Origin of the sequence: Peteryoungia aggregata LMG 23059, assembly GCF_030814435.1 — a bacterium.
GTDB classification, from domain to species: domain Bacteria; phylum Pseudomonadota; class Alphaproteobacteria; order Rhizobiales; family Rhizobiaceae; genus Allorhizobium; species Allorhizobium aggregatum.
Map to the genome: position 1 here is coordinate 1 of NZ_JAUSUW010000014.1, position 20,537 is coordinate 20,537.

The 20,537-nt window shown below is 64.4% G+C and carries 14 protein-coding genes; 5 read left to right on the forward strand and 9 right to left on the reverse strand.

The window, feature by feature from the left end; genetic code table 11:
• The first annotated feature begins 350 nt into the window (after window positions 1-350).
• Window positions 351-1,517, forward strand: a complete 1,167-nt coding sequence (locus J2045_RS19310) for an MFS transporter (protein ID WP_307375962.1) — start codon at window positions 351-353, stop codon at window positions 1,515-1,517.
• A 3-nt stretch (window positions 1,518-1,520) separates the two neighbouring features.
• Here the strand turns inward: J2045_RS19310 and J2045_RS19315 are convergent, their stop codons facing one another.
• From J2045_RS19315 to J2045_RS19340, 6 genes are all read right to left on the reverse strand, one after another.
• The gene (locus J2045_RS19315) at window positions 1,521-1,952 is read right to left on the reverse strand and encodes an Ivy family c-type lysozyme inhibitor (RefSeq protein ID WP_307375964.1); all 432 of its coding nucleotides are present in this window, start codon (window positions 1,950-1,952) and stop codon (window positions 1,521-1,523) included.
• A complete protein-coding gene (locus J2045_RS19320) occupies window positions 1,949-2,125 on the reverse strand; it encodes a hypothetical protein (protein ID WP_307375966.1) in 177 nt (58 codons plus the stop codon). Before J2045_RS19320 ends, J2045_RS19315 begins: the two co-directional genes overlap by 4 nt.
• 93 nt (window positions 2,126-2,218) lie before the next feature.
• A complete protein-coding gene (locus J2045_RS19325) occupies window positions 2,219-5,683 on the reverse strand; it encodes a chromosome segregation SMC family protein (protein ID WP_307375968.1) in 3,465 nt (1,154 codons plus the stop codon).
• Window positions 5,684-6,100: 417 nt separating this feature from the next.
• A complete protein-coding gene (locus tag J2045_RS19330) occupies window positions 6,101-6,850 on the reverse strand; it encodes a DsbA family protein (protein ID WP_307375971.1) in 750 nt (249 codons plus the stop codon).
• 185 nt (window positions 6,851-7,035) lie between these two features.
• Window positions 7,036-7,389 (reverse strand): DUF5368 domain-containing protein, encoded by a 354-nt coding sequence (locus tag J2045_RS19335; protein WP_307375973.1) that lies wholly within the window; start codon window positions 7,387-7,389, stop codon window positions 7,036-7,038.
• A 10-nt stretch (window positions 7,390-7,399) separates the two neighbouring features.
• The gene (locus J2045_RS19340) at window positions 7,400-8,701 is read right to left on the reverse strand and encodes an NAD(P)/FAD-dependent oxidoreductase (RefSeq protein WP_307375976.1); all 1,302 of its coding nucleotides are present in this window, start codon (window positions 8,699-8,701) and stop codon (window positions 7,400-7,402) included.
• A gap of 354 nt (window positions 8,702-9,055) precedes the next feature.
• On the opposite strand from J2045_RS19340, the gene J2045_RS19345 reads away from it, so the two are divergent.
• From J2045_RS19345 to J2045_RS19355, 3 genes are read left to right on the forward strand one after another with little or no spacing between them, the layout of a single operon-like run.
• Window positions 9,056-10,453 carry a surface lipoprotein assembly modifier gene (locus J2045_RS19345; RefSeq protein ID WP_307375978.1) on the forward strand — a complete coding sequence of 466 codons (1,398 nt, stop codon included), beginning with the start codon at window positions 9,056-9,058 and terminating at the stop codon, window positions 10,451-10,453.
• Window positions 10,454-10,463: 10 nt separating this feature from the next.
• The gene (locus tag J2045_RS19350; RefSeq protein WP_307375980.1) at window positions 10,464-12,968 is read left to right on the forward strand and encodes a FecR domain-containing protein; all 2,505 of its coding nucleotides are present in this window, start codon (window positions 10,464-10,466) and stop codon (window positions 12,966-12,968) included.
• A gap of 8 nt (window positions 12,969-12,976) precedes the next feature.
• The gene (locus tag J2045_RS19355; RefSeq protein WP_307375983.1) at window positions 12,977-15,175 is read left to right on the forward strand and encodes a CHASE2 domain-containing protein; all 2,199 of its coding nucleotides are present in this window, start codon (window positions 12,977-12,979) and stop codon (window positions 15,173-15,175) included.
• 14 nt (window positions 15,176-15,189) lie between these two features.
• Here J2045_RS19355 and J2045_RS19360 read toward each other — a convergent pair whose 3' ends face one another.
• From J2045_RS19360 to J2045_RS19370, 3 genes are all read right to left on the reverse strand, one after another.
• Window positions 15,190-17,460: a SulP family inorganic anion transporter gene (locus J2045_RS19360; RefSeq protein WP_307375986.1), complete on the reverse strand. Its 2,271-nt coding sequence runs from the start codon at window positions 17,458-17,460 to the stop codon at window positions 15,190-15,192.
• Window positions 17,461-17,670: 210 nt separating this feature from the next.
• Window positions 17,671-18,174 carry a DUF721 domain-containing protein gene (locus J2045_RS19365; RefSeq protein ID WP_307375988.1) on the reverse strand — a complete coding sequence of 168 codons (504 nt, stop codon included), beginning with the start codon at window positions 18,172-18,174 and terminating at the stop codon, window positions 17,671-17,673.
• Window positions 18,155-19,381, reverse strand: coding sequence for an O-antigen ligase family protein (locus J2045_RS19370; RefSeq protein ID WP_307375991.1), 1,227 nt, complete (start codon window positions 19,379-19,381; stop codon window positions 18,155-18,157). Before J2045_RS19370 ends, J2045_RS19365 begins: the two co-directional genes overlap by 20 nt.
• Window positions 19,382-19,440: 59 nt before the next feature.
• Here J2045_RS19370 and mutY point away from each other — a divergent pair, with 59 nt between their 5' ends.
• A complete protein-coding gene (mutY, locus tag J2045_RS19375) occupies window positions 19,441-20,535 on the forward strand; it encodes an A/G-specific adenine glycosylase (RefSeq protein ID WP_307375993.1) in 1,095 nt (364 codons plus the stop codon).
• Window positions 20,536-20,537 lie beyond the last annotated feature (2 nt).

Below are 20,537 nucleotides of genomic sequence, written 5' to 3' on the forward strand. Positions count from 1 at the left end.
GCTTATCGACCTCCTCAAAAGACAATGACTGTCAGGCATGTCTATGAACATCTGTCAGGAATGTCTCCGGGCTTTACACTTGTCCCGAGGATCTATTGCCGCTGCTATTGGCTCGACGTTTAGAACCTTCCCTGAAGCGTCCCCTTCACAACCACCCTTGGCAGATCCTCGGGACAAGCCCGAGGATGACGGCGGGTGTGGGCCGGGCAGTGCCAGTCATTGAACGTGAGCCGCCTCCTCTAGACAGGGCCTTTTCCGGGGGCGAACCGATCGTCGGTTCGGACGGCTGGACTTCGGCCACCGATGCTGGCACGCCGTTGACTGGTCATCAGACAAATCGAGTCTCCCCGATGCATTTCCAGCCGCAGTACCGCGTCTATATCGCCTTCTTTCTCTTCGCCATGTCGACAGGCTCGCTGTTCTCGCGGTTGCCTGACCTGCAGGTGCAGCTCTCGGTCAACAAGGCGGAGCTGGGGCTGACGTTGATCGGCATGGCGATCGGCTCGCTGATCTCGCTCACCCTCTCCTCCCCGCTGATCGTCCGGCTCGGCTCGCGCACGACGCTGGCCATCTCGCTGCTCGGCGTGATGGCGCTCTTGTCCCTGATCTCTCTTCTGCCGTCCGCGCCCTTCGTCTTTGCCACGCTCTTTGCCGTTGGGCTTCTGGCTGGCGCGCTGGAGATCTGCCTCAATGTCGAGATCGGGCGGATCGAGGAGCAGGCGGGTTTCGGCATCATGAACCGCGCGCATGGCTGCTGGAGCCTCGGCTTCTTCGTCACTGCGGTTACCGCCTCGCTGGTACGGCAGGCGGGGGTGACGATGCAGGTGCATATGCATGTGCTGCTGGGGCTGATGTTCGTCATCGGCGCAATCACACTCGCGGGCATGAAGAATGCGCCTGTCCTCACCACCGCCGGAGCCGAGGACAAGGCACCGCATTTCGCGCTGCCGACGCTTTCACTGCTGCCGCTCTGCATCATCGGCACCTCGGCCTTCCTGATCGAAGGGGCGGGCATCGACTGGTCGACGATCTACATGGAAGAGGTCTTCGACGTCTCGCCCTTCATCTCCGGCTCGGGGCTGACGCTGTTTGCCTTCTTCATGGCGCTGGCCCGCCTCACCGTCGACCCGGTGGTCGATCGCCACGGGGCACGGCTGGTGGGCCGCGTGCTGCTTTCGATCGCGGCACTGGGGATCGCCATGGCCTGGCTTGCGCCGCATCCCTATCTGGCTCTGCTCGGCTTTGCGCTGATGGGCGCAGGCTGCAGCGCGGTCTATCCGATGGCCGTCTCGGCCGCTGCCCAACGCACGGACCGGCCGGCGGTGATCAATGTCGCGGCAATCGCGCAGATGGCCTTTGTCGTCTTCTTCCTCGGCCCGCCGCTGCTCGGTTTCGTGGCCGAAGCCTTCGGCATCCGCAACGCCTATCTCGTCTGCCTGCCGCTGGTGCTCGGCTCTATCCTCGCCAGCGGCGCGCTGCCGGTCGGGCCGGCCCGGCGGGGGAAGGCGGCGGAATAGCTGTCAACGGGTGAGGAAGGTCAGCTCTTCCGGCGTCGGGTCGCCGAAGATCTTGATGCCGAGCTTGGCGTCGGAGATGTAGAGCAGCGCCCGCTTGCCATCCTCGGAATAGAGGACCCGGATCCAGCTCGTTTCGCAGGTGCGCGGCTCGCAGGCGCGGAAGAGTTGCATGCGCTTGCCCTTCACCGCCACTTCCTCGGACGCCAACGCGACATAACGCGGCTGGCGCACCAGCGCGCGCACCCAGAAGGGCAGGCCCGGCTTGCCCTTGAGCATCTCCATCAGGCTGTCGCGATGGGGCGGGGACGTGGCGAGCACGCTCGGCAGGTAGTTGCCGGCGAGCGAGGTAGAGGCCGTCTGGGCGTGGAGGGGGGCGGCGCTCAGACTGAGCACGGCAAGGAGAACAAGCTCAGTCCAGACGCGGCTTAACTTCACGCCCCGTTCCCCGTCACCGGAAAATGAAGAGCCTCGTAGTGTTCGAGGAGCGCAACTAGGCGGTCGAATTCCAGCGCGTCTGCGGTGCCATCTTCAGGCTCATGGTCGAAAAACGGGCGAACCGCCGAGAGCATGGCTCGATAATCGCTGTCGTTGGCAATCTCTTTCAACACGGCTCGCTGCACCTCAGCAGAATTGTCTGCACCGTCAGACCATCATTTCCATTGATTGTACTTGCATCGGCCGCCCGTCGGCAACCTGCCGCCTCACACCAGATCCCTTTCCCGCAGCGCCTCCGCCGTCTGCAGGTCGACCGACACCAGCTGGCTGACGCCCTGTTCGGCCATGGTGACGCCGAAGAGGCGGTTCATGCGGGCCATGGTGATGGGGTTGTGGGTGATGATGACGAAGCGGGTTTCCGTGGAGGCGGCCATTTCGTCCATCAGGTTGCAATAGCGCTCGACATTGTGGTCGTCGAGCGGCGCGTCGACTTCGTCCAGCACGCAGATCGGCGCGGGGTTGGTCAGAAACACCGCGAAGATGAGCGCCATGGCGGTCAGCGCCTGTTCGCCGCCTGAGAGCAGGGTCATGGTCTGCGGTTTCTTGCCCGGTGGGCGGGCGAGGATTTCCAGGCCGGCTTCCAGCGGGTCGTCGCTTTCGATCAGTTGCAGTTCCGCCGTGCCGCCGTTGAAGAGGTGGGTGAAGAGGCGCTGGAACTGGGCGTTGACCACGTCGAAGGCGGCGATCAGGCGTTCGCGGCCTTCGCGGTTCAGGCTCTGGATGGCGCCGCGCAGCTTGCGGATCGCATCGATGATGTCGTCCCGCTCCTTGATCAGGGCCGCGAGCTTTTCCGACAGTTCCTTCTGCTCTTCTTCTGCGCGCAGGTTGACGGCGCCGAGGCGCTCGCGCTCCATCTTCAGACGGTCAAGGTTGCGCTCGACCTCGCGCAGGTCGCCGATCTCGCTCGGGTCCTTCAAGCCCGTCAGGCGGAAGGCCTCATGCGGGCCGACATTCAGGGTCTCGCGGATTCGGGTCTCGGCTTCGATACGCCAGTCGCGGGCCGACACCAGACGCTCTTCGGCGCGGCCGCGCTTTTCGCGTGCTTCAGCGAGTTCGGCGAGCGCGGCAGCCGCCTTCTGGTCGGCCTCGCGCTGGCGGGTCTCGGCTTCGATCAGCCGATCGGCGGCCTCGCGGCGGTCCTTCTCGGCCTTGTCGAGGGCGGTCATCAGGTTGCGGCGCTTGTCCTCGAATTCGTCGGGCGCCATTTCGAGATCGGTGATCTCGTCACGGGCTTCCGCCTCGCGCTCGCGCAGGGTCGCGATGTGTTCTTCGGCAGATTTGGCGCGGCTCTGCCAGTTCTGCTTTTCCTGGCGGATCGAGAGGATGCGGCGGCGGCGCATTTCGTCTTCGCGGGCGAGCCCCTCGAAACGGGCGCGGGCTTCGGCGAGCAGGCCACGGTCGCGGGCGACGACGGCCTCCGCCTCGCGCAGGCGGGCGTCGAGGGCGGAGAGATCGGGCGTCTCCTCCATCTCGATGCGGGCGGTTTCCTCCTGCTCGACGATTTCCTCGATCTGACCCTTCAGGCCGTTCACCGCCTCCTCGATCACCTCGCGGCGGCGGATGAGGTCGCCCGAGGCGCGTTCGGCCTGAGCGAGCGCGTCGCGGGCTTCGGCGAGCGCGCGGACCGTCAGGCGGCTGCGGTCGCGGGCGTCGGTCAGGCGGGCCTCTTCGGTGCGGATGGCATCGGCGGCCTCGCTAAGGCGATCCTCGGCCTCGACCATCTGGTCGCGGGCTTCCTCGGTCTCGATCTCGATTTCGGCAAGCCGGTTCTTCTGGGCAAGGCGGAGTGCCGCGGCACTCGGGGCATCGGCGCCGGTGATATGGCCATCCCAGCGATAGACCGCTCCATCGCGGGTGACGAGGCGCTGGCCGGGGGCGAGTTTGGCCATGAGGGCGAGTGCTTGGGCTTCCTCGATGACGCCGATCTGGCGGAGCGCGCGAGTAAGCGCTGCCGGCGCGCGGACATGGGAGATCAGGGGCTTGGCGCCTGAAGGCAAGCCCGGGTCCCCTGCCCCGTCGCCATTGTCGTGCCAGTGGGCGGGGGCGGATTGGTCGAGCGCGCTGTCGAGATCGTCGCCAAGGGCGGCACCGAGCGCGGTTTCATAACCGCGATCAACGGAGAGCTCATCGGCGACCGGCGGAAAATCGCCTGTCGTGGTCGAGGCCAGGATGCGGGCGATGGTGCGGGCTTCGGTCTCCAGACCGTTGACGCGGGCGCGCGCGGCTTCGAGCGGCTGGCGCAGATGGCTTTCGGTGCGGCGGGCCTCAGTCAGAGCCGCTTCTGCCTCCATGGCGGCACTCTCGGCGTCAGCCACGGCCTGCTCGGCGATCTCGACCATTTCGCGCTTTTCGTCCGGATCGGGGAGAGCCGCGATGCGGTCGGAGATTTCGGCGAGTTCGCGGGAGGCGTCCGACACCTGGCGCTCCAGCCTTGCGCGGCGCTCGGCGAGGTCGCGGATGGCGCGTTCCAGCTGGTGGCGTCCGGCGGCGGCTTCGGCGCGCTCGGCGGTCAGCCGGGTGAAGTCACGTTCGCTGTCGGCAAGCGTTGCGGCGGCGGCGTCGAAACTTTCCTTTGCCTCTTCGGCAAAACGGCCGGCATCGGCGAGGATGTCCTCGAGTTCGGCCTCTTCTTCCGCCAGCCGCTGGATGACCTCGGCATTTTCAGAAACCAGACGCTCCTCACGGCGGATGTCCTCGTCGAGCTGCGCGAGACGGCGGGTGAGTTCGTCGCGGCGGCGCAGGATGCGACTGGCTTCCTCGTCGAGCTGGCTGCGGGCGATCTGCAGACGCTGGAGGCTTGCTGCACATTTCGCCTCCTCCTCGCGCAGTTCCGGCATCTTGAGGCTCGCCACAGCCTGGAGCTTTGCCGCCTCCATCTGGTGGTTCGCCTTTTCGGCGACCGTGGACATGGCCTGGTTCAAGGCGCTTTCGGCCTCGCCCTCGGCCTGCTTGGCCTGCGCCCAGCGGATGTGCAGGAGCATTGCCTCGTGCGCGCGGATATCGGCGGAGAGTTGTTTGAAGCGGTTGGCCTGGCGGGCCTGGCGCTTCAGGCTCTCGATCTGGCTTTCGAGCTGGGCGGTGATGTCTTCCAGGCGCTCCAGATTGGTCTCGGCGGCGCGCAGCCTGAGTTCCGCCTCGTGGCGGCGCGAATGCAGGCCGGAAATGCCAGCGGCCTCTTCCAGCAATTGCCGGCGAGCCTGGGGCTTGGCCTGGATCAGCTCGCCGATGCGGCCCTGGCCGACCATGGAGGGCGAGCGGGCGCCGGTCGAGGCATCGGCGAAGAGAAGCTGCACGTCCTTGGCGCGGGCCTCCTTGCCATTGATGCGGTAGACCGATCCATTGCCGCGTTCGATCCGGCGGGTCACCTGGATCTCGTCGGCATCGTTGAAGGCGGCGGGCGCCGTGCGGTCGGAATTGTCGAGATAGAGGCCGACTTCCGCCGAATTGCGGGCGGGGCGGTTTCCCGAACCGGAGAAGATCACGTCGTCCATTCCGGACGCGCGCATGTTCTTGTAGGAGTTCTCGCCCATGACCCAGCGCAGCGCTTCGACAAGGTTCGACTTGCCGCAGCCATTCGGCCCGACAATGCCGGTGAGGCCGCGCTCGATGATGAATTCCGAGGGCTCGACGAAGGACTTGAAGCCGACGACGCGCAGGCGGTTGAATTTCATGCTTTTACCCTCCCCTTGAGGGGGAGGGTCGGACCGCAGGTCCGGGGTGGGGTGATGCCGCGACAACTGCCAAGTGAGGTTACATAGCTGGAAACGCCGGCGTCTAGCCAGTTCGCCCCCCTCTGCACTGCCGGGCATCTCCCCCACGAGGGGGGAGAGCGGCGCGCGGTTATTGTCGCGGTTGCCACTGGCGTCGCGTTCGGGGTTGATGGTGCGGTCGGGACGCTGCAGCGAGAGGCGAGCGAGTTTCCACTCTCCCCCCTTGTGGGGGAGATGCCCGGCAGGGCAGAGGGGGGTAGCGCCTGATGCAGCGTCGCGGATGCGCCCCTCATCCGGCTGCCGCCACCTTCTCCCCGCAGGCGGGGAGAAGGGCCATAGAAGGCGCCATCGGCGCCCGTCAGCATGACGAAACGTCGGTCAGAGCAGGCTGTCGATGAGGGCCGACATGGTGTCAACCGACATGTCCCCCGAATAGGCCTTGCCATTGATCAGGAAGGTCGGGGTCGACTGGACACCGAATTCCTCAGCACCGCGGTCGCGGACTGCCGACACATCACCGGCAAGCTGTGCGTTCGTCAAGCAGGCGTCGAAGCTCTCCTGTGTAAAACCGGCAAGCTTAGACATCTGCAGCATGGCGCCGCGCACGTCGCCGTCAGCGGGTGCTGCCCAGGTGCGCTGCTGCTTCAGGAGTGTCGAGACGAAGGGGAAGAACTTGTCTTCGGTGGTGCAACGGGCCAGCATGAAGGCGGCGAGCGAGGCGGTGTCCTGCGGGAAGGGGAACTCGCGCACGACGAAATAGACCTTGCCGGTGTCGACATATTTGGTCTTGATCGCATCGAAGGTGTTGGCGTGGAAATTGGCGCAATGCGAGCAGGTCATCGACATGTATTCGATGACCTTGACCGGGGCATTGGCATCGCCGAGCGTCATTTCCTTGAGCGGACCCGGCTTCAGCGCTTCCTCCATGTCGACGTCGCGGTCGGCGGTCGGGATCTCGACGGCAGGCGTCGTGGAGGCGGTGGTCTCGTTGCTGACCGCCGGCTTGGCCTCAGCGCTTGCAGCCTTGTCTTCGCTGTCACTGCAGGCGGTGAGTGCCATGGAGACTGCGGCGATGGCGATGCCGCCGAGGAGACGGCGCTTGGTGATCGAGAGTTCGGAAGTCGACATGGGTCAGTTACCTGCTTGCAAGGGTCTTGGATGGGTCCACCGTTATAACGGCAAATGGCGCCAAACAAGGCAGGGTCCCCCCCGAAAAATCAAAGTTCCGTGACCTTTTGACGCCATCCCCCTCAAAGAGCATGGGTTCGCCGGGCGCATCGCCTGCCGAACCCCGCAGCCGGTGGAGAACCGTGTCAACCTCCCGTCGGGCGGCTGACCAGCGATTGCACCGTATAGACAAGGATCGCGATGCCGACGGCACCCATCGCCGCCACGCCGAGCAAGACGATCACGTCAACCGGGCCGCCGATGTCACCGAAGCCGGAGCGGGTGACAGCCTGGACGAACCAGACGGCGCCGACGGCACCCACAGGCATGGCCAACTGGGCCAGCAGGAACTTCTTCCAGGAGACGCGGCGGTCGCGGATCAGGACGTAGAGATAGGCAAGCGTGATCACGGCGGCGACCACGACCATCACCCAGAACAGGGTGCGGCCGAAGATCTCCTCGAGAACGGCAACGAGCATTCCGACAGTCATGTCCTTCATGGCATCCTCCTCAGGCGCGGCCGCGCAGCATGGCGTTGTAGGTGGGCTTCAGGGCGATCTCCTTCATCAACCAGGAAATCCAGAGCTCTTCGAGTGGCGCAATCAGCCCCGGGAAGGACGGCACGAGATTGTCCTTGTAATCGAACTCGACGAGCATGGCGGAACCGATGCGGGTGATCAGCGGGCAGGACGTGTAGCCGTTGTAGCTTTCCTTGCTCTCGCGACCCTCAATCTGCGCGACCAGTTGGTCGACGGCGACCGGCACCTGCCATTTGACGCTGGCGGCCGTCTTGCCCTTGGGCACCCCGGCGATGTCACCGACGGCAAAGACCTCTGGATAGCGCGTGTGGCGCAGGGTGTGCTTGTCGACCTCGACCCAGCCCTGCCCGACCCACTTGTCGGCCCAGGGCAGCGGGCTGTTGAGGATGACATCCGGCGCGCGCATGGGCGGGATGACATTGGTGAAATCGTAGCCCAGCTCCTTGTCACCTTCCGGCGTGGTGAATGTGGCGATCTTCCGCACCGGGTCAATCTTCTTCATCACGTGTTCGTAGACCGTATCGATGCCGCGCTCTTCATAGAGCATGCGCACCTTTTCGGAGACGATCGGCACGCCGAAGAGTGCCTTGTTGTGGGCGGCATAGACGATCTTCGAATTGCTGCGGGTGCCCTTGCGGGTGAGATAATCCTCGGTGAGGAAGGTGTATTTGAGCGGCGCGCCGGCGCATTTCATCTCGGTCGCCGGGCGCGAGAAGAGTGCCAGTCCGCCCTTGTCGGTGAAGCGGTTCATTTCGGCCCAAGTCTTCTCGGCATAGTCAGGGCCTGCATAGACGGATCCGATGCCGTCCTTGCCGATCAGGTCAAGGGACATGCCTTCGATGGCGGCATAATCGAGCTTGAGGCCAGTGGCGACAAAGAGAAAATCATATTCGAGCGCCGTGCCGCCGGTGGTGACGACCTTCTTGCCCTCCGGATCGACCTCGGCTGCGCCCTCCTCGATCCATTCGACGCCAGATGGCAGCCAGTCACCCGTGCCGGAGACGGAATAGGAGGCAGGCTTGAGACCGGCGGCGATCAGCGTAAAGCCTGGTTGATACCAGTGCTGCTTGCGCGGATCGAGGATGGTGATCTTCGCTCCGTCCAGGCGAGTGGAAAGCTGGTTGGCCAATGCCGCTCCAGCAGCACCTGCACCAAGGATCAGAATGCGAGCGCCGGTCTTGACCGGTGTCGCCGTAGCCCGGCCCAAGGGGGCAGCCGCGAGTGCTGCACCGCCGGCCGCCAGACCGAAAAACTGTCGTCTGCTGGTCTTCATCATTTCCTCCCCAGGGCGGCCTAGCCACCACGCTGCTCCAGCTGCTCTTGCCGATCACGCCACCGGCCCCTTCGGGCCTCGGCACACATCAAGGATGCAATCGGTCTCTATATATACTAATCCGTATCTACAATGCAACGTAGTTATAGATATATAGACTTTAGCATCATGCCGTGCTCCTACGGGCATCCGGATTGCCATTCGGAGAGAGGCCAGCTAACACCATGATCGAGGACTGCGAGAAGTCGGGGAAGACCCCAAACTTGGCCGTGATGGTCCGTTTTACCGCCTTCAAACCGGGCATCAAACTGTCATAAAGAATTTCACCCGTTCATTGTCAGAGTCCATTCGTTGATGTTGTTGCCGAAACGCCGAGCGCCGGCGCCCCTCGCCGCGTACAGCCTGAACCTTACGCTGGTGGCTGCCTGCCTGGTGTTGCCGGTGCTGCCTGCGGCTGCACAGCAATCGCAGAATGTCATGCCGCGCATCGCCGGAAGCTCTTCCGAGGCGATCGAGGCCGAACGCCGGCAACTCTTCGAGCGCATGATGGCGGCTCCCGACGATCTGGATACGGCCTTCGAATATGCCGCGCTTTCCTCGCAGGCGGGCGACCTGGAAGGGGCCATTTCCACGCTGGAGCGCATGCTGATCTATGCACCCGGCCTGCCCCGGCTGCAGCTGGAGCTCGGCGTGCTCTACTACCGTCTCGGCGCCTATGAGACCGCGCGGCAGTATTTCGACGGTGCCAAGGCCGCAGGAGAGGTGCCGCCGGAGGTCTCCGCAAAGGTGGAGCAGTATCTTGCGGCGATCGACCAGCGCGCGGCGCCCTCGCAGCTCTCGGGTATGATCAGCACCGGGCTGCGGTATCAGAGCAATGCCAATGCCGGCCCCGGCAATTCCACCGTCACGCTGAATGGCCTGTCCTACACGCTCGACGACCTCAGCGTCGCCGGCGAGGATATCAACGCCTTCGTCAACGGCGCGCTGCGTTTCCGCCACGACACGGACATCCAGGGGCTCTCGCTCGAAGCCGGGATTTCCGGCTACGCTGCGGGATACCGGGAGCGCGACACGCTGAACACGGCTGCCATGGAGGCCTATGCCGGCCCCGTCTTCGATCTCGGCCGTTTCGGGCTGGATGACCGGTCGGTCTCGGTGCTGGTATTGACCAGCGGCGTGCTGATCGAAGGCGACCGCTATCTCGCCTCGGCCGGGGTCTCGACCAATTTCGACTGGCAGGTTACCCCGGTCGACAGCCTCTCGGCGAGCCTGCAATACCGTTACGAGGACTATTCCAATACCAAGTCGCGTCAGACCGCCGAACTGCAGACCGGCAACCGCTTCGACGCACAGCTGTCATGGTCGCACAACGTGACCGAGGATTTCAGCCTGACCGGTCGGCTGCTTGCGACGCGGCGGGATGCGCAGGAGGGCTATCTCTCCTCGACCGAGGTCGGCGGCGCGATTTCCGGCACCTATCGCTATGCCGCACCTATCGGAGACGGACCGGCCTGGATCACCGGGCTGGAGGCGGCGGTGGCGGGGCGCAGCTATGACGATGCTGATACGATGATCAACGCGGACGAGCGCCAGCGCGATACGGAATTCAGCCTCAACCTGCGCCAGATCATGCCGTTTACCGAGCGCGTGGCCCTGGTCGCGGAGGCCGGCTATCGCAAGGTCTGGTCGAACTACGACATCAAGGCCTTCGACAACATCTCGCTCTCCGTTTCGATCCAGTCGGCCTTCTAGGAGCATCACGATGAAGACGAAGACACGTCATGCCCTGCTCAGCACCTCGGTGGCGCTGCTCCTGCTTGCCGCCGCTTCGGCGCGCGCGGAGGCCGAAGTCGCCGGTGTGACCGCTGCCGTCAATCCGACGGCAACGGCCTTTGACGGGGGCGGCAAGCCGCGCCTGATCTCGCTTGGCGATCCCGTGATCCGCAACCACCGGATCGAAACGAGCGGCGAGGGTCTGGTGCAGATCCTGCTTGCCGACGGGACATCCTTCACCGTCGGGCCGAATTCCTCTGTCGTCATCGACAGCTTCGTCTATGATCCGGAAAAGAACACGGCCTCGCTGGCTGCGACCATGACCAAGGGCGCGCTGCGCTTCATCGGTGGCAAGGCCTCCAAGGCAAGCGGCAATGTGAAGATCGACACGCCGATCGGCACGGCCGGCATTCGCGGCGCCGTGGTCGACATCAATCTCAACGGCCAGACGTCCGACGGTCAGCCGCTGCCGCCGCATATGACGCTGGTCTATGGCAAGGAAGTGCAGCTGACCGGCAACGGACAGCCACAGCGGCTGTTCAGACAGGGCTTCTCGATCGTGGCTGGCGACGGCCAGCCGCGCGTCCAGCGGACGCCGCCGCAATGGGTGAGCGGGCTGCAGCAGTTCCTTGCCGGCCGCCCCGGCCAGAGCGGAGGTGCGAACAACACGCCGACCGACCAGACGGTGCAGAACAGCACGGTCGGCCAGAGCAATTCCGCGCAGCTGCCGTCGGAGAATGCGATCCCGGTGCCGCAGCCGCGGCCGATCGTGACGACACCCGTGGAAGACGTGGCGGGAGAATCGCAGCGGGATGTCGGGACACGGCCGGAAGTGCCGGTGGATCCTGTCGACCCGGAGCCGGAGGAGCCTTGGGATGGATCGGCCAGAGCCGTAGCACGGATCGACACGGACGGCGACGTCGCCGTCGCGGCGATCGACGGGACGCTGACATCAGACGGCGCCGGCAGCCTGACCGGAACCTTCGGCGGTCTGGGTGCCGTCTCCCTGGAGAAGCCGGCCTCCAGCTCGACATTGACCAGCACAAACGTCACCGGGACGATTGGCAGCCTCGGCGTGGTCAGCGGCACGGCCTATACCGGCAGTGGCGAATTCATCGCCTATTTGCTGACAGCCAATGATGGCGGCGAACCGGTCTACATCGTCGGCGGCAAGCCGGCCGACGCGACCGAGGTGTTCTCGTCCAGCCAGGTCTATCGCTATGCCGTGCAGGCGGATCCAATCAGCGGTTCGGTGACGATCGGCGGAGTGCCGGTGCCCTTCACCGATTCCTTCTCGTTGGGGACACCCGAGACCGGCCTTGCGGTCACCAGCGACATTTATGCCGGAGGCGTGACCTCCGAGGACGACGTCGTTGCCCGCCTTCTTCAGGCATCCCTGTCGATTTCCGGCACAGGCAGCGCCCAGTCGAGCTCGATTCTGGTCATGGCAGGAAGCTTCGACGAGCGGGACAGCACCTACGGCTTCAACGGGCGGGTCTCTGGCTCGTCTCAGACCAGCGATCCGACCTCGACCTCCGGGACCGCCCTCTATGTGGAAACGCTCGGGAGTGGCAGCGGGAACGATCAGATCTTCGGCGAGGACGGCGAGTATCTCGTGCTCGGTACCGGCAGCATCGAGGACGTCGAGGATCGGGGGAACCTCTATGGTACGGTGCAGGTTGCGAGCCGCAATGACGCTGCGACCACCTCGGCGACCCGCAGCTTCGGCGGACAGACGATGACCGGCTTCGCCTCGGGAGCTGCAACCAACATGTTCAGCGGCAATACCGAGCTTTTCCAGGGTGTGACGTCGCTGGAATTCGACAATGCGGCCGGCACCTTCACCGGTTCGATCTTCAAGCCCTCGAGCAGCTACTTCGCCGATTTCCTGGCGACGAGCGAGAAGAGCGAACAGGTCTACCTGACCGACCAGCTGATCGCCGCCGTGGATTCCTCCGGTGGGGCCTACATGGTCTCGTCTGCCGTCGTGCCGACGACGATCTTCAACGGCAATACGAGCTCGTCGATCTGCAATGCCTGCGATTTCATGACCTGGGGATGGTGGGGCAAGCAGTCGGGGCCCGAGAGCACCTACAGCGTCCATCTCGGCAACTGGATCATCGGCAAGCAGCCGGCCAACAGCGCTGTTCCGACCACGGGCACTGCGACCTATAACGGCAATGCGGTCGGCACCGTACTCAATGACGGCGCGCAGTATATCGCGACCGGCGCAATGACCTCGACGATGAATTTCGGCACACGGACAGGGAGCGTCTCTGTTTCCGGTTATGACAGCAAGAGCTTCAGTGCCGATGTCACCTTCGGCAGCGGAAGCGCGACCTTCAGCGGCACCTCGAGCAGCGGCATTGCCACAAGCGTCACCGGCGCGTTTGCTTCGAACGGCACGGATCCGGTCAAGGGCATCATGGGCAGCTTCAGCGCAAACGACGGCGCCGACTGGTCGACGACCGGCATCTTCGCCGGCAGTCGCTAGGCCTTCCCATGGCCGAAGCCCGCACGCAACGTCGCCTGTCCTCGTCGCAACGGCGCAAGCTCGGCGTGCTGATCGTGGGGGCGGCAGCGCTTGTCGCCGTTCTCACGGCCCATGCAGCCCTGGCACCGCAGGCCTTCCGGCTGACGGCGCTCGTGTTCGACGCCTATCAGACGATCAAGCCGCGGGAGGCAACCGATCCGCCGGTTGCCGTGATCGACATCGACGAGGCCTCGATCGGCAAGCTCGGGCAATGGCCCTGGTCGCGCCGGACGGTCGCAGAGATCGTAACGCGGGCGAGCGGGCTGGGTGCAGCAGCCATCGGCTTCGACATCGTGTTTTCCGAACCGGACAGAACGGCACCTGCGCGCCTGGTCGAAGAGATGCGGCGGCAGGGGATCGCAATCGATGTCGGGCCGGATCTGCCGGATCCGGACAAGATGCTGGCCGACGCCGTCGCCGCGAATGCCGTGGCGCTGGGGATCGCGCTCAGCAACGAGACGTCGGTGCCAGCACCAGAGCCCAAGGCCGGTTTCTCCTTTCTCGGCCCTGATCCAGGCGAACGCCTCCCTCCCTTTTCGGGAGCCCTGTCCAACCTGCCGGTGCTGACGGACCGCGCCACCGCGATGGGCTATTTCTCCTTCCCTCCGACGCCCGACAACATCATCCGCACCTTCCCGTTGATCTCCAAGAGTGGTGACAGGCTCTATCCGGCGCTGTCGATCGAGACGCTTCGGATCGCCCAGCAGGCCGGATCCTTCGTTGTGCGCTCTGCCGGCACGGCAGGGGGATCGGCGATGACGGATCTGAGGGTGGGGGCTCTCGACATACCAGTCAGCGCCGATGGCGAGATCTGGATCTACTATTCCGGCCTGCCGAACATGCCGGTCATCTCGGTCGCCGATCTCCTCGACCCGGCCAAGGCCGCCGCAATCGCAGGCCAGATCCAGGGACGCATCCTGCTGGTGGGCACGAGCGCCGTCGGCCTGCGCGACATCGTCGCCACTCCCGTCGATCCGGCCATGGCGGGCGTGAAGGTGCATGCGGAAATCATCGACCAGATCGCAAGCGGCGTCTTCCTCGAACGCCCCGACTGGATGCTCGGGGCGGAGCGGGCCGCAGCCGTTGCTGCGGGGCTGGTGCTGCTCCTGGTGCTCGCAACCGCCACCCCTGCCCTGTCGGTCGCGACAGGCCTGCTGCTCGCCGCTCTCATTGCCGGCACCTCCTGGCTTGCCTTCGCCCGTGGACTGACGCTTTTCGATCCGCTGCTGCCGTTCGCCGGGCTCGGCGCCGTGCTGCTGACGGCGCTGCCACTGTTGCTGATGCTCACCCACCGCGAAAAACGCTTCGTGCGTGAGAGCTTCGGGCGATACCTTTCGCCAACTCTGGTCGAGCGGCTTTCCGAGAACCCTGAGGGGCTCACCCTTGGTGGCGAGGACCGCGAGCTGACCATCCTCTTTTCCGACATCCGTGGCTTCACCACGCTGTCGGAAAAGCTGAAGCCGACCGAGCTTACCGGGCTGTTGAACAACTTCCTGACACCGACGACCGATGTGCTCCTGAAGCGTGAGGCGACGATCGACAAGTATATCGGCGATGCCGTGATGGCCTTCTGGAACGCGCCGCTCGACATTGCCGATCATCCGCAAAAGGCGTGTCTCGCCGCACTCGACATGGTGTCTTCGCTGGAACGGCTGAACCACGAGAGCGGCATGGCCCTCAAGATCGGCATCGGGCTGAACACCGGCATGGCCTGTGTCGGCAATCTCGGATCCGACCAGCGCTTCAGCTATTCCTGTCTCGGCGACAGCGTCAACCTCGCCTCGCGGGTCGAGGGCATGACCAAGCTCTACGACCTTTCGATCCTGGTGACCGAGGAGGTGAGGGCAAAGACCACGGGGCTTCTGTTTGTCGAGATAGACCGGGTGCGGGTGGTCGGGCGGCAGGCACCGGTGACGCTGCATGCGCTCATGGGAGTTTCAGGGGGAAGCGCTCCTGAGCAGACCAACCTTTTCGCAGCCCACGGCGCCTTCATCCGCGCCTGGCAGGCGGGCGATCTCGCAGCCGCGCGCAACCAGTTGCAGATCCTGCTGGCGCTGCCACGGAACCGGCTATCCGGCACACATGCACTCTATCAGCAGCGACTGTCGGAGCTACCCGAAACGGCACCCGAGGGCTGGGACGGCGTGTTCACCGCGAGCAGCAAATAGTCCTTCGGCATCGGTTACTCATGCAGTGCCTGGACCAGGCGATTGGCGATGGTCAGGCGTTCGGCAAGCGTCGTGGCGCAGAGACGGTGAACGAGGAGCGCCAGTTCCGGGTCGGCCTGTTCGAGATAACGCAGCTGTCGGCGGGCGAGACGGTAGACGGTGGACGGAACCTCGGCGACAACATCGGCTGTGCGTGGACCACCCCGATAGATGGCGATTTCACCCAGCACGACGCCGGGCTTCACGGTGCGCAGGCGCAGGCGCTTGCCATTGGCCAGTACGGCCTCCACCTTGGCGCGGCCGGTCCAGAGCAGGAACAGGTCGTCGCCCGTCTCACCGGCGCGGATGAAGCGGTCTCCCGGTTCGAGACGGATTTCCTGCATGGAGGCGACGAGGTCCTTGAGCCGGGAGCTGTGGCCGATCGTCTGGGCGAAATAGTCCTCGACATCCTGCCAGGTTTCTTCCCGGGCGATCGCGGCGATCAGCCGCTCCTCGCAGCGCTCCAGCGCATGGTCGAGATCGCGCTCGCGGCCGACGACGGGATCGGTCGCAAAGTCGATGCCGTTTCGAACAAGCGCCTGCTCGATCTCCGGCGATAGGTTGCTGAAGACGAGCTCGACCTCGCTGCCGGCAAGCAGGTTGCGGATCTTCACGAAGGTGGCCGCAGCCGCGGCATCCATGCCGCTCACCCGGCGGAAATCGATGATGACGAAGCGCAGCGACAGGCGGGTGCGATCCTGCAGGCGCTGGCGGATGGCATCGACCACCTGCTCGGCCGTGCCGAAAAACAGAAACTCCTGCAACTCCAGAACCTGGACCTGCTCGCCCTCGAGTTCGAGCAGGCTGTTTTCCGCCGGCGGACGGTCGATACTGCTCTTGCGCTCCCGCAAAGAGGCATTGATCCGGATGACCGAAAGGCGGGCATAATTGTAGACGAAGGTGACGATCGACAGACCGAGGCCGAGCGCCATGCCGCCCATGAAGCCGAAGGCGGCCATGCCGAGTGGAATGGCAAGCACGGCGAGCCACTCGCTGCGCGGCAGCTGTTGCCGGGAGCGCCAGAGCCAGTCGTGGATCAATTCGATGCCGAGGGCGATCATCAGGCCAGCCGCGACGAAGGTCGGCATGGCACCGGCGAGTTCGCCGGCAAAGGGCAGCATCAGCGCCAGCATCACGGCCGTCGCGATACCGACAGACCTTGCCGTTGCGCCCATGCGATTGGCAAGCAGGGTCATCGACAGGCCGGTGAAACCCGGTGCGCCACCGAAGCCGCCAGCCACAACGTTGGCGATACCGGTTGTGCGCAGTTCCGCATCCGCATCGATGTCCTGGCGGGTCGCCACTTCCAGGCCACTGGTGTTGAGGAGCAGGCCGACCATGCCGAGCAGCGCGACCGAGACGATTGCCGGCAAGGCCAGGACGACGACGGACCAATCCGCTGTCGTGACGACCTCAAGCGGCTGCGGCAGGGCAAGGCCGCCGCCAGGCGGCATGGCGGGGAGCCAATGCATGGCGCGCGCCTGTTCGACGTCGGCGCCGATCGCAGCCAGCATGGCAAAGAACAGGACGCCACCACCGAGCATGAGCAGCGGCATGGTCAGCGGGCTTGAGGAGCGCCTGAGAGCAAAGGTGACGACGGTGGCAAAGACCAGGGCTACATAGAGATTGGCAAGCGCCTGCTGGCCCTCGGGGCGGACGAAGAGTTCGGCCAGGCTGCGATCGCCGACGATCATCATCACCGCGCCCTGGATGAGCAGCCAGCCGGATCCGGCGAGAAAACCGGCAACCACCGGATAGGGCATGAAGCGCACGAGGCGACCGAAACGGCAAGTGCCGAAAATCCAGAAGACGGCTCCCGTGACAACCGCGCTCGTCCCGAGGATGGCGAAAGCGGTGGCGACCTTGACCTCCTCCGGCGCGAACTCCAGATGAGCGATGGCTGCGGCGATGGCTGTTGCGAGGATAGCGATGCTCGCCTCCTGCACCTGACCGATGCTGGAGGGATAGCGGCTGCGCAACGCGATCCATGCGGCCATCACGATGCTCGACAGAAGGATGACACCCACCCCCATGCCGAAGCCCGCCGCAAGCGGACCAGCGAAGATGAGGGCGGCAAAGGCGATGCTGGTGCCGAGCCCATCGATGCCGGCGATGACAGCGAAAAGCAGCGGAGCGAGAAGCCGCGCGCTGCCGTTGTGCCATGCTGCGGGAGCGACATCCCCTCTCGGAACAGCCCCGAGCATGGCATCGCGATCCGGAGCAGGTGTCGGGCTGTGAAGGTTCAAGCGGATGTTCCTGCGGATTCAAGAGACAAGCGCGCAGGCCATGCCGGCCCCGCGCCGTCGACTGGTAGACCTGGTCCTTGGCAGGAGCAACGCGAGCTCAGGGATCGGCCCAAACTTGGCCGCCACAAAGGCGGCATCTGGGGCAGATGCAGCGCCGGACGATCGCGCTTCGATCGGCCGGAGAGCCAATTGCGGACAGGCGACCGCTCGCTATTTGCGCTTGGCCTGCAGCACCGCAGTGCCCAGACGCTCGACGGCACGGCGGAGGTTTTCGTCGTCTATCCCCTCCATCATCGCCGCGAGCCGTTTTGCCTTCTCACCCTCGAGCTTGCGGATCCGCGGCCTGACGCTCGCATTCGAAACCGGCTTCTGCACGATGCGGACCTGGCCGATCGCGGGATAGCCGAAGAAGCCGTTGATGCGGGCAATCAGCTCGCCCTGGGCGTGGGAGAGGAAAAGCGCCCTTGCTCCTTCGCAGGCGATGGTGAGGACGCCGGGCCGATGGCCGCCATCGTCGGGAAGATCGGAGCGGCGCGGCCAGGCGATCTTTTCCGGCCGCGTGCAGTCGGCAAAATTGTCGCCGACGATATCTTCCCAGGACCCGAGCAGCGCCGTGTTGATACCGGCACGCCGCGCCAGAACGGGATCGACGATGCCGTTGGCGATCTCGGCGATCTGGTTGGCACCGTAGCGTTTAGGCTGATCCTTCGACATCCGTATTCGCTCCCGGTGTGGCCGATACGGCGATGATCGTGCCGACCCAGAGGAACAGGGCGTCGTAGATCATGTGACCGAAGACCTGGTTGACCATGCCGCCCCAAGCATAGGCGAATACGAGGATCGTGGCGATGAATAAACGTGGCCGATAGAGGTCATCTTTCGCAGCGCGCAAGGCAACGATCATCGGCGCTACGAGCAACACGGTCATCAACAGCAGGCCTGGAATGCCGTTGTCAAAGGCTGCCGTCAGGAAGCCATTGTGCCAATGGTTATAGTCGTAGCCCAGCAGGCCGATGAAATGGCGCCGGTTCTGGAAACCGTGACCGGAGAATGGAGCGTCCAGCACTGCCGCGAAGCTGTTTGACCACATGGTCAGACGCTCGGTATAGGAATTGCCCAGTTTCGCCGAAGGATTATCCTGCACCAGGATCGCCCAGATATCGCGGAAGCGCTCCCAGCTGTCCGACAGATAGAAGCCGATGCCCGCAAAAAGCATGACAGCGAGCCCGATGCCGGCGAGCTGCCAGAGGGGCATGCGCCCCCTCAGGAAGATAAGCCAGAAAAGGGCAAGGCCGAGGATGGGAACGGGCATCATGCTCTTGGTCTGGGAAAACAGGACACAGAGGAAGCCCGCAGCAAAACCCGCCGCCGCCAGCCACCGATAACGCCGGTCTTTTTCATTCAATCCGAGCAGCGCACAGGACGAGAAGAGGGAGCCCATCAGCGCAAAGGGAATGGCGTTGCCGGTCCCGGCCTCGGCGCGCATGTCGAGGAGGAGCCCCTGATAGAGCGTGTAGGGAAGCGTTGCGAGCCCCCAGACGGCGGCGGCGAGCCAGACCGTGCGCAACAAGCTTTCCGATGGAACGGCTGACAGACGTGCGGCGATGAAGAAGGGCAGCAGGAAGGTGACAAGCTTCAGCGGCTCCGCCCATTCCTTGTCCGGCTTCGGGAAATGGGTTCCGTAGTGCGCGAAGAGATAAACGACGTGAACGACAAAATACGCGGCTGCCGCCGCCACGAAAAAGCCGATCGCGCCGTCGAGCCTTGGCTTCAGGACGCCCACCAGCAGAAAACAGAGGGCCCAAGCAGCGGACACGATCAATGCAATGTTGAGGATCGAGTTCTCGTAGGCGGAGAGGCTGAGGATCAAGAACAGAGCCCATACCGTATTGCGCCTCAGGGCGGAGGACTGTAGCTGCATAGGATCTCCAGAGCATGGACTGACGGTCGTCTTCGTCGCTCGCCCCGTCTAAACGCATCATGGCAGCCATTCAACCGATGAAACACCAATTCAGCGCCGATCTCCTCGCCTGGTATGACCGACATCACAGGGACCTGCCGTGGCGGATTTCGCCTGCGGCGGCCAAACGGGGGGTGAAACCCGATCCCTATTACATCTGGATGTCGGAGGTGATGCTGCAGCAGACAACGGTTGCGGCGGTGAAGGCCTATTTCGCCAAGTTCATCGCGCGATGGCCGACGGTCAGGGATCTTGCGGAGGCGCCGAACGAGGATGTCATGGCGGCCTGGGCGGGGCTTGGCTATTACGCGCGTGCCCGCAACCTGAAAAAATGCGCCGAGGCCGTCGCCTTCCAGCATGGTGGGATCTTTCCCGATACCGAAGAGGGTTTGCGTACCCTTCCCGGCATCGGCGACTATACCTCGGCTGCCGTGGCGGCGATCGCCTTCAACCGGCCATCCGCTGTCATGGACGGTAATGTCGAGCGGGTGATCTCACGGCTTTTTGCCATCGAGGCGCCGCTGCCGGGATCAAAGCCGCAGATGAAGGCGAAAGTCGCAGAGCTGACGCCGACCGATCGGCCCGGGGACTTTGCCCAGGCGATGATGGATCTGGGTGCGACGATCTGCACCCCGAAACGCCCGGCCTGTGCGCTCTGTCCGTTCAACGATGCGTGTCTGGCGCTTGCGAGTGACGAGCCGGAGCGTTTTCCGGTCAAGGCGGCGAAGAAGGCAAAGCCGGTGCGGCTGGGGGCCGCCTTCATCGCTGTTGATCGCGACGGGCGGCTTCTGCTGCGCAAGCGGGTGGAAAGCGGCCTGCTGGGCGGCATGACGGAGGTGCCGACGACGGACTGGACCTCACGGCAGGACGGGGAAACGGGGGTGGACGCTGCCCCCTTCCCGGCCGAGTGGCAGGCGGCGGGAAGCATTTCCCATGTCTTCACGCATTTCGAGCTCAGGCTGTCGATCTTCCGCGTCGGGCCGATCGACTGCCCTGCCGGTGATCACGGTTTCTGGGTGCCGGTCACCGAACTTGATGGGGAAGCGCTGCCGACTGTCATGAAGAAGGCAATTGCGGTAGCTATTCCAACCGCCTTTCCAACACTCAAGGGCTAAGA

Bases quoted from the DNA above. Each gene is read 5' to 3' on its own strand.
- J2045_RS19335 (WP_307375973.1), bottom strand. From the start codon at position 7,389: ATGAAGGACATGACTGTCGGAATGCTCGTTGCCGTTCTCGAGGAGATC.
- J2045_RS19340 (WP_307375976.1), bottom strand. From the start codon at position 8,701: ATGAAGACCAGCAGACGACAGTTTTTCGGTCTGGCGGCCGGCGGTGCA.
- J2045_RS19310 (WP_307375962.1), top strand. From the start codon at position 351: ATGCATTTCCAGCCGCAGTACCGCGTCTATATCGCCTTCTTTCTCTTC.
- J2045_RS19365 (WP_307375988.1), bottom strand. From the start codon at position 18,174: ATGTCGAAGGATCAGCCTAAACGCTACGGTGCCAACCAGATCGCCGAG.
- J2045_RS19325 (WP_307375968.1), bottom strand. From the start codon at position 5,683: ATGAAATTCAACCGCCTGCGCGTCGTCGGCTTCAAGTCCTTCGTCGAG.
- mutY (WP_307375993.1), top strand. From the start codon at position 19,441: ATGGCAGCCATTCAACCGATGAAACACCAATTCAGCGCCGATCTCCTC.
- J2045_RS19330 (WP_307375971.1), bottom strand. From the start codon at position 6,850: ATGTCGACTTCCGAACTCTCGATCACCAAGCGCCGTCTCCTCGGCGGC.
- J2045_RS19370 (WP_307375991.1), bottom strand. From the start codon at position 19,381: ATGCAGCTACAGTCCTCCGCCCTGAGGCGCAATACGGTATGGGCTCTG.
- J2045_RS19350 (WP_307375980.1), top strand. From the start codon at position 10,464: ATGAAGACGAAGACACGTCATGCCCTGCTCAGCACCTCGGTGGCGCTG.
- J2045_RS19345 (WP_307375978.1), top strand. From the start codon at position 9,056: ATGTTGTTGCCGAAACGCCGAGCGCCGGCGCCCCTCGCCGCGTACAGC.
- J2045_RS19355 (WP_307375983.1), top strand. From the start codon at position 12,977: ATGGCCGAAGCCCGCACGCAACGTCGCCTGTCCTCGTCGCAACGGCGC.